Source organism: Pseudovibrio sp. W74 (assembly GCF_001623085.1).
Taxonomy (GTDB): domain Bacteria; phylum Pseudomonadota; class Alphaproteobacteria; order Rhizobiales; family Stappiaceae; genus Pseudovibrio.
Window position 1 is genome coordinate 1 of the sequence record NZ_LMCJ01000043.1, and the last position, 7,828, is coordinate 7,828.

Here is a 7,828-nt window from a genome sequence, read left to right on the forward strand (position 1 = left end):
TTGACCCTTCAATGGTGATATAAGCGGGTGTTGGCATAGTATGCTCCTGGTGAGCGCCCTCCGAGTGCGGACAGACGCAGCAAAACAAATAAATGAACCCCATTTGATGAGAATGGGCCACGGCCCCAGACCCCAGTCTGCGACAGCGTACCAACACAACTGCAACTTGCATGCCAAAGTGAGAAAGCACTCCTGAAAAACACAGACACCCCTTTCAACACTATGAAAAAGCTTGGTAAAATATTTTGTTGGCACGCATAGGAGGTGTCAGATAGCAGAACTACGAGCAATATTCTGCAACCTCATTTTAGGCCATTTTTGGCCAGAGAAACCAGTAGATCCTTCACAATCAAACTAAGTTATTGATAAACATCATCAAACAGCTGGCCATTTTTGGCCAGACCTCGGCCGAAAATGGCCCGCTATTGATACATAAAGGAAAATCGGAACGGGTCCTCCAGGACAAGAGGCTTTCAGAGCTAGAGTGGAGCCTTAGAAAGCTCCAGGCATCCCTTAATCTCTCTGTCACGGTGTTTGATGAAAGCGAGAAAATATCTGGTTAGGGCTCTTATCGTATACAATCGCGGGGTTTTGATCAGAGTTTCTCCGCCTGCAGTGAAGGATCAATTTCGTCCGCTCTACAGCTATTCGCAAATAAAGTGATCCGAGCACCGGATAAGTGCAATCCGTTACAGCGAAGGTAGTATCTCGCCCTCTCCTGCAAGCTACCCCATACAGCACTGCGATCACCTTTACTCAGGCTCCGCTTTGGTTATGGTCTGATGACATTTGCTTACGGGCTAATACACTACGGACTTTCTTTAAGGACCTAGCGACTAATTCAACCGGTCTCTTGCCTGCGTTATCTCTTATAGCCTCGTCAGCACCTCTCGCGATGGCAAGTTCATAGTTTGGGAAGCTTTCATCGTAAATCTCTTCCTCAGCCGCATAGTGCAGCATGGTTCTGCCGTTACCATCACGTGCATTTATGTCGATACCAAGAGCGAGCAGAAAATCCAGAAAAGCAACTTCATCCGAAAAGTCATGCCGCGGCAATCCGTGCTGAATGACTAAATTATGCAAAAGAGTTTGCTGGTTGGGTTGTAGAGCATGGGGGTCGACACCCATTACCATGACAAGTCGGAAAACCCGCTCACTATGACAATATGTCAGGGTTGTGCGCCCGCCTGCATCTTTCTTTTTGGGATCAGCACCAAGGTCCAGCAGCGCTTTAATGGGACTATCACCCTCAAGCTTTCCATGGAGCAGCGCAGCTTGTAAAGGTGTGTAGCTCAGACCTGAAGCTTCTGTTGAATGACTTGCCAGTAAATTAACATCAGCACCAGCCCCTGCGAGAATGCGAACTTTCCTACCTGTCCTTGCTGTGTGAAGAGGTGTCTTACCATAGTCATCGCGTGCATTCGGATTCGCGCCATATGCAAGCAGAACTTCAGCCGTCTTTTCATCTCCCCATGCCAGCATGGTTATGCCATTATCCCAGGCAGCATTGGGATCAGCACCAGCAGCCAGAAGTGTGCGAAGAAAAATCAAGTATTCATCATAGCTGATATGCGCGTTGAGCTTTCGTTTAAGCTCTGCTTCTTTCAAATCAGGCCAAAGCGTTCCGTAGGTCTTATTTATTTGTTGCCTATATTCAGAGCGCGTTTTCAGAGCTATCTGGCGTCGTGTAACGACCAGATCATGCAGGGGGAAATAACGCTGGTGCTTCCATCCATCAACACGTGCTCCCTTCGCAATAAGCCATCGCACGGTTGCCAGAGAGCTTTCTTTTACTGCGTCATTTAAAGGTAAGCGGCGGGTGTTGAGTATAGCCCCTGCCCCCAGCAAAATCTCAAGCATATCAAGGTTGCTGTTTCGAACCGCATACGTGATTGCCGTTGAGAATTCATGGTCCCATAAAAAGTTCCCGGATATCCAGTCACTGCCGGGAACACAATCAGGATGGGCACCTACGCGAAGGGCCCGTTTAACCCCAGAAACTGAATTGGCGCGCGCAGATTCCAGCAGGGCTCTGTCTGCTGGAGTTGTTTCGACAACCGCTTGGGGAGGTTCATCCGGGCCAACATTTTCTGGATCACGCTCAAGCCATTTGATCCACGCCTTGGCCCCTTCACTGTCAGAGCTCAAATAATACCTGTCATTTTGCTGGTTGTCGCCGAAGCGCAACCATGAAGCCCACTCCGTACCAGCAAAACCAAGTTTTGACATTTCAGTCATGAAACTAAAAAAGTCTGGGGCAAGCGCTAACCCATGCAACATCTCCAGTTCATGCGAAAAGTACCGGACAGGTTGCTTTTGCGGGTCGGGATCAGACACATCAATGGTAACAATGTCTCCATTCTTCAAATAATAGAACGGGAACTGGTTCTCCCACATTTCAGGAAAGTTAAGAGCTTCTGAGATACTCTCAGATGCCTTCTGGCTTTTCAGGGCGACAAAATTCGGCAGGGCATAGCTATTGATATGTGACAGATCCCAAACAGCATCACGATTAAAGCTCATTTGCGGCATATCCAGCCTGCCAAAAGAGCTAAGATGATTTGGCGTGTACCACCCAAAGGTCACGCAGCCAGATAGCTGGGTTAGCACCGCACGAAGCTGCGACGGGAACAGCATTTGATATCGACTCTCCACGATGGCTAATGCTTCAGGAGCAGCAGGTGGAGCAATATCAAGCGTGGTAACTTCCCATTGACGTTTCCGGGCGGTTTCTTGCATCCTCCGCCAATTGGAATGCCAATCCTTCCAAAGCGTTCGCAGATCAGTTTGGGGGCCAGAGCATCCTCCCAGCAGCTTAGAAGCTGCGCAGGCCAAAACTCCATTTACAAGAAACTGCCGCCGGCTTGTGCTTCCCCAAAAACCTGCATCAAGGGTTTTGCTAGAATTCTCAGGAACCATTAAAGCCTCAATGTAAGTGACAGGATTATTGGCGAGGCCAAAACAGAAATAACTAAAGAATATAGCAGACCAGCAGTTCTTGTAATCAGTCTCATAGCTAACCTGATCAAGCTGGGCTTTTAGTCACCGTTGCCAAAGGTCAGGTTTCAGTTTCCGGGGATCTTGGACAGGTAAAGTTATTTCTCTTTCACTCAGACACAGTCGGGACTGGCCAGCTCAATCTGAATCTGCGTGAGCCCGTTAAGGCGTTCAGTTGCCGAGAACCCCGTGACCAGCAATCCGGCCTCCGGCTGCGCAGGAGCGGCAAAGGTAAAGGCGAGATCCTGCTCCTGAAGGAGCTGCGGGATTTGTGTAATGGCATTCATGAAAAACTCGCTGGCAAATGAAAAACAAAGAAACTGCAATAAAAGAACGCAGGATCAATTTTACCTGGCGGGAAGTGTCTTGAGCGAAACTGGTCTGAACCTGAGCTGTATCGTGCTTCAATGAGGATCTTGGCCCGAAGATCCAGCTTCGATGAAATCGGCTCATTAAGTTCAAGAGCCAAGCAAGTCTTTTCAGCTCTGTGCTGCTCGCTCTTGTGCTGAAAAGACTTGAAACGAGCAGTTCAAATGCGCAATACATCAGTGTTTACAAATCCATGGCTCAACCATGTTTGCGGTCATAAGCGCTGACCTCGTGACCACGCAAGGCTGCGCCTGGTGGAGTAGTTTTTACATTCCTGCGGAGATTTCATTTATGCGCTTAATTCTGGCTATCCTGCTTCCCTTTGTTGTGTTCTTCACAATCAACCGCCCGTTTCAGGGGATCTTCTGCCTGTTGCTTCAGATCACTATTCTCGGCTGGATACCAGCGGCCATCTGGGCCGTGTATGCACTGGGGCAATATAAGACCGACAAGAAGATCAGGAATATGCAGCGCTCCAGATGAGCATCACCAATACGGTTGGTACAGCAATGAATACGCATCGGACTGGTATTTCTTGAATTGTTTAGGAAGCAGGTCTATATTGAATACAGGAAAGAGGAGCTTTCGCCCCCCAATCCAGCTGTTAGACTACTTTGATAAGGGTATGGAACCAGACGGCCAATCTCTTCCGTACCTTTTTCATTTTGAACCTAAGCTCAAGCTTACAAAACAAGTTTCATCCAACATCCCACCTCCTTTACCAGGCTTTGCTACTGTCGGAGCGCCTAACCTCTCCGATCGTGCGGACTGGCTCGCACTGCTGCTTCGTAAAGGACGTGGTTATCGATATCATATCGGGTATAGGGTTCTCGCGCTATGGCAGGCATAGGTTCATGAACCGTTCCCCCAAGACAATCTGCCTTTATGCTCCCTCTTCAAAAACATCTGCTTTATCTATCGCGAAGGCTTCCAGAGCGAGTTCCAGTGTCATCTTGCACTGAGCCGTAACAGATCCTTTCACCCAAGAGGCACAAATTAATCGTCGAAATGGTTCACAGCCACGTAACGCTCAGCTTCTTTTTTACTGCGTGGCAGAGGGTCTCCATTTTCCTTGTGCTCAAATCCGCCAACACCGTTATCTTCCACCTCTATCAAGATCCAGTCATCTGCAAAATTCGACCTGGAACTGTCATAAGAAAGACGCCCTGACTTTAACGCAGCTTTCCATTGCCGTTTGGCCTGGTTGTCAATTTCTTCTTCTGTCATCTCTCCCTTGCCATAGTCCTCCCACACGTCACACTGCAGATCGGAAAATTTTGGGAGGCTCGCTGGATTCTTGGAAGAAATCTTGAGGTGCTGGCGCAACACCTGTTCCAACTCCTTTGAGAGCGCATGGAGCTGGGATATAGAATAACGCTCTGCGACCTCCTGATCAGTGGTATCAGCTCGCAGTAACTCCATGAATGCCTGATACTTTTGTTCATTATTCAGGGATTTGCGCTTTTTCATCCGTGAAGTCTCCTCGGTCAAATACAATAAGCCTGTGCTTTTGAGGTAAGGCAGTATCTGGCCTTGTTACACATTGTCGAGCCTCAATTGAGGTTGATTGCGGCTGAGTGTTAAATGACACGGCCCTCAGGACCATCGATGAGAAGAGTTCGAAGACAGATGCCAGTCGTCTTCGAACCATGCGCACTTTACAACCTAGATAGTCGGACAGGGCCTCTGTTATGCCACTTCATCAATGACATCGGCCTTGTTGATCGCGAAGGCTTCTAACGCGTGCTCCATTGCCGTCTCAACCAATCCCATTTCAGGTTCATAGGATCTGTAGGATGCATAGGCTAGAATGAGCGTGACAGCTGCACTCACTGCTTTGTCGGGATCCGGCGTACCTCTCAGTGCCGTGTAGATCTTTTCTTCAGCCTCGTTTGAGGCTTCTGGGATTAAGGCCAGATGTGATTGGGTTCCCATGAATTGGCTCCTTGGTTGAGATGAGAAAGCTCACTCCCCTCCCCGTTTGGGAGGTTCGTTTCACTTTTCTCGTCGTGGGAAGCCGTTCAGTGTGGTCAAGGTCATTCTTTGAATGCCTGCATGCAGGTTGCCTTGACCATGCTGAAGGGAGACTTAGAGAACAGCAGATAAAGGAAGCCGCTAAGCGGCTTTCCGCCTTTCTTTGCACGAGGGACAGTTCCCGCATGGCCGAGACAGACAGTGGAGCGCTTTAGGTTGAGTTTTGCCGTTGCTGGTTCGTTAGAGACGGCATGGGGAAATTATGAGACCTTAAGCGTGGAAGTGTCTGGCTTGGTAAGCGCTGTAAGCGCGTGGACAGGCCCGGTCTGCATAGCAGACGTGCCCCTGCGCTATTGTTTCTTATACTCTAAAATCCAGCGCATTATTTCATCAGATATTATTTCATCAAAGGTCAGATTCAAAAGCTCTTACTCATCGTGATCACCCTTCTTACGATCCAGCAGCTCATACCAGCCTTACAAAAACACGACTTACAGACTTGAAAAACAATACTAATCAAGCTTCATCAGCTGATCTAACACCACGAACATAACTGAGTGCAGATCTTCAAGGATACGCTATAACAAATTGATATAGCTAGTTTATTTCGAATTCAGAAGAAGCCACATCAGCTCACCTGAACCCTTGCTAGACAACTGGAAAATTTCGAGATCTCGTTTCAGATCGAACTTCAGATACGATTGGCCCATCTTTTCATTTTCAAAACAATGAAACTATGAAGCCTCTTAGATTTAACTATTATTATCAGTTAGATACATCTGTTAGTCATCTTACAACCAGCACTCAAAACCTTGTTGGTTATTTTTCATAGGCTCTCATTGCAACCAACTTGTGAACTCCTGAGCCAACTCCAGATCTTAGAACCTCTTAAGTTCGCTACCCGCTTAAAAAGTTGTTTTGAAAATCGTCCCTTCCGCTTGATCTTTCACTTGCCTTACTCATTTCATCGCCTGAAGATCACCTGGGCTTTCACTGTTTGAGCCCTCATTTCAGATCTGAAGTAAAAACCCCTGCCCTACATTTTCAGAGACTTTGGGCCGCTCCTTCTTTGCTAATTGATAAGCCTCCTCATTTTACTTCCCTCTCTGATTTGCCTCACGGTCCCGCCTCAATGTTCTGTGGTGGTTTGCGTACTTTTGTTGGACGCAAACAATGTTTTTTGCTTTCAGGTGCAACGAGCCCAAACACTGTTCTAAGGGTCGATTATGTCTGACAAAAAGAATAGCTCCCGAAATCGCTTAGGGTGTCATTTCTCACTCAGCCACATACACCCTCTTCAAGTTAAGATCCGCGACCTTCCCTCCTGCCCTCAACCTTCCACCCGATCTGGTCACCCGACAAAGCCAGCCACTCCTTCCGTTCCTTTTCTCAAAGCGGGTGCGGAGCACCCAATTGCAAGCCTAATAAAACAGGCCGCAGGCGTGTTTTAAGTAGCGCGCAGCGGCAAAGCGTGGGGCGAAGGGTGAGCAACAAGGCATAGCGCAGCATTGCCGCCGTGCCGATCCCGTAGTCACACCCCGTATAGGCCCACCGCCTTAACCTCTTGTTCAAGAATTGATTGTGATGGCAGGTAAGAAAAGACCTGAAACCACCCGCACATCTGGGGGGCTCGTGTGTCAGTCTCTCAGTCAGAGCCAAAAGCTTGAGCCTGCGGCCGTCCTGGTCGAATTGTGCTTGCAGCTCCAAACTGTTCAAGTAGAATCCGGGTGATTGAAATTTGGATTGGGGTTGCCTCCTCCGCTCTGAAGATATTCAAGAAATCACCTTTTCGAGCACGCGCAAAATGAACCATTTTAGTTGCATGGGGCACCATGAAATCAATTGTCATTACAGAAAAACCCTCGCAAGCCCGCAATGTCATGAAGGCCGTTGGATCTCGATACGGAGAGGTGCTGGCGGCACAAGGACACTTGCTGCGGCTTCAATCTCCAGGCGAGGCCAATCCGGATTGGAAAGCATGGTCTTCAGATCTGCTGCGCCCACAAGGTGGCCGGTATGGGTTGGTGGCCGATAGAACCAGCGGTAAGGGTGAGCGCCTTGATAAAATCAAGCGTGCTTTAAGCAGTGCTGATCAAGTCATCATTGCGACAGACTGCGACCGCGAGGGTCAGGCGATTGGCGAAAACCTCTTGCATTTTTACGGCTATAGAGGCCGTGTGCTGCGAGCAATGTTTACGGCAGAAGATGAAAAGACGCTTTGCACAGCCTTTGCCTCTGCCAAGCCCAACACGGAGTATCGACCACTTTATGATGCAGCGGTTGCCCGCGCTCAGGCCGATCAGGTTTTCAATCTTAGTCTGACCAGGACTGCAACGACCAGACTGGTTCCTTCTGGTGTGCGTGCTGTTATCGGCATTGGCCGTGTTCGCACCCCAACACTTGGAATTGTCTGCAGGCGTGAGCAAGAGCTTTCCAACTTCAAGCCACGAGATTACTTTGAGCTGACTGCAAATGTTCAAGGTGAGCA

General features: G+C 48.7%; 6 protein-coding genes. 2 read left to right on the forward strand and 4 right to left on the reverse strand.

Annotation, left to right across the window (positions count from 1 at the left end):
* Positions 1 to 756 precede the first annotated feature (756 nt).
* Together PsW74_RS20065 and PsW74_RS28935 are read right to left on the reverse strand one after the other, a co-directional pair.
* On the reverse strand, positions 757 to 2,739 hold the full coding sequence (locus tag PsW74_RS20065) for an ankyrin repeat domain-containing protein (RefSeq protein ID WP_193775913.1): 1,983 nt from the start codon (positions 2,737 to 2,739) through the stop codon (positions 757 to 759).
* Positions 2,740 to 3,110: 371 nt separating this feature from the next.
* Positions 3,111 to 3,284, reverse strand: a complete 174-nt coding sequence (locus tag PsW74_RS28935) for a hypothetical protein (RefSeq protein WP_193757802.1) — start codon at positions 3,282 to 3,284, stop codon at positions 3,111 to 3,113.
* A gap of 373 nt (positions 3,285 to 3,657) precedes the next feature.
* Between PsW74_RS28935 and PsW74_RS20075 the strand changes: the two genes are divergently transcribed.
* Entirely contained in the window at positions 3,658 to 3,849 is a 192-nt protein-coding gene (locus tag PsW74_RS20075) for a YqaE/Pmp3 family membrane protein (protein ID WP_063287063.1), read from the forward strand.
* Positions 3,850 to 4,362: 513 nt separating this feature from the next.
* On the opposite strand, the gene PsW74_RS20080 is transcribed toward PsW74_RS20075, so the two are convergent.
* Together PsW74_RS20080 and PsW74_RS20085 are read right to left on the reverse strand one after the other, a co-directional pair.
* Positions 4,363 to 4,836 carry a hypothetical protein gene (locus PsW74_RS20080; protein ID WP_063287039.1) on the reverse strand — a complete coding sequence of 158 codons (474 nt, stop codon included), beginning with the start codon at positions 4,834 to 4,836 and terminating at the stop codon, positions 4,363 to 4,365.
* Positions 4,837 to 5,055: 219 nt separating this feature from the next.
* Positions 5,056 to 5,301 carry a hypothetical protein gene (locus tag PsW74_RS20085; RefSeq protein WP_063287038.1) on the reverse strand — a complete coding sequence of 82 codons (246 nt, stop codon included), beginning with the start codon at positions 5,299 to 5,301 and terminating at the stop codon, positions 5,056 to 5,058.
* A gap of 1,871 nt (positions 5,302 to 7,172) precedes the next feature.
* Here PsW74_RS20085 and PsW74_RS20095 point away from each other — a divergent pair.
* Positions 7,173 to 7,828, forward strand: a 656-nt coding sequence (locus tag PsW74_RS20095) for a toprim domain-containing protein (protein WP_244277883.1), incomplete at its 3' end; no start/stop codon positions are given.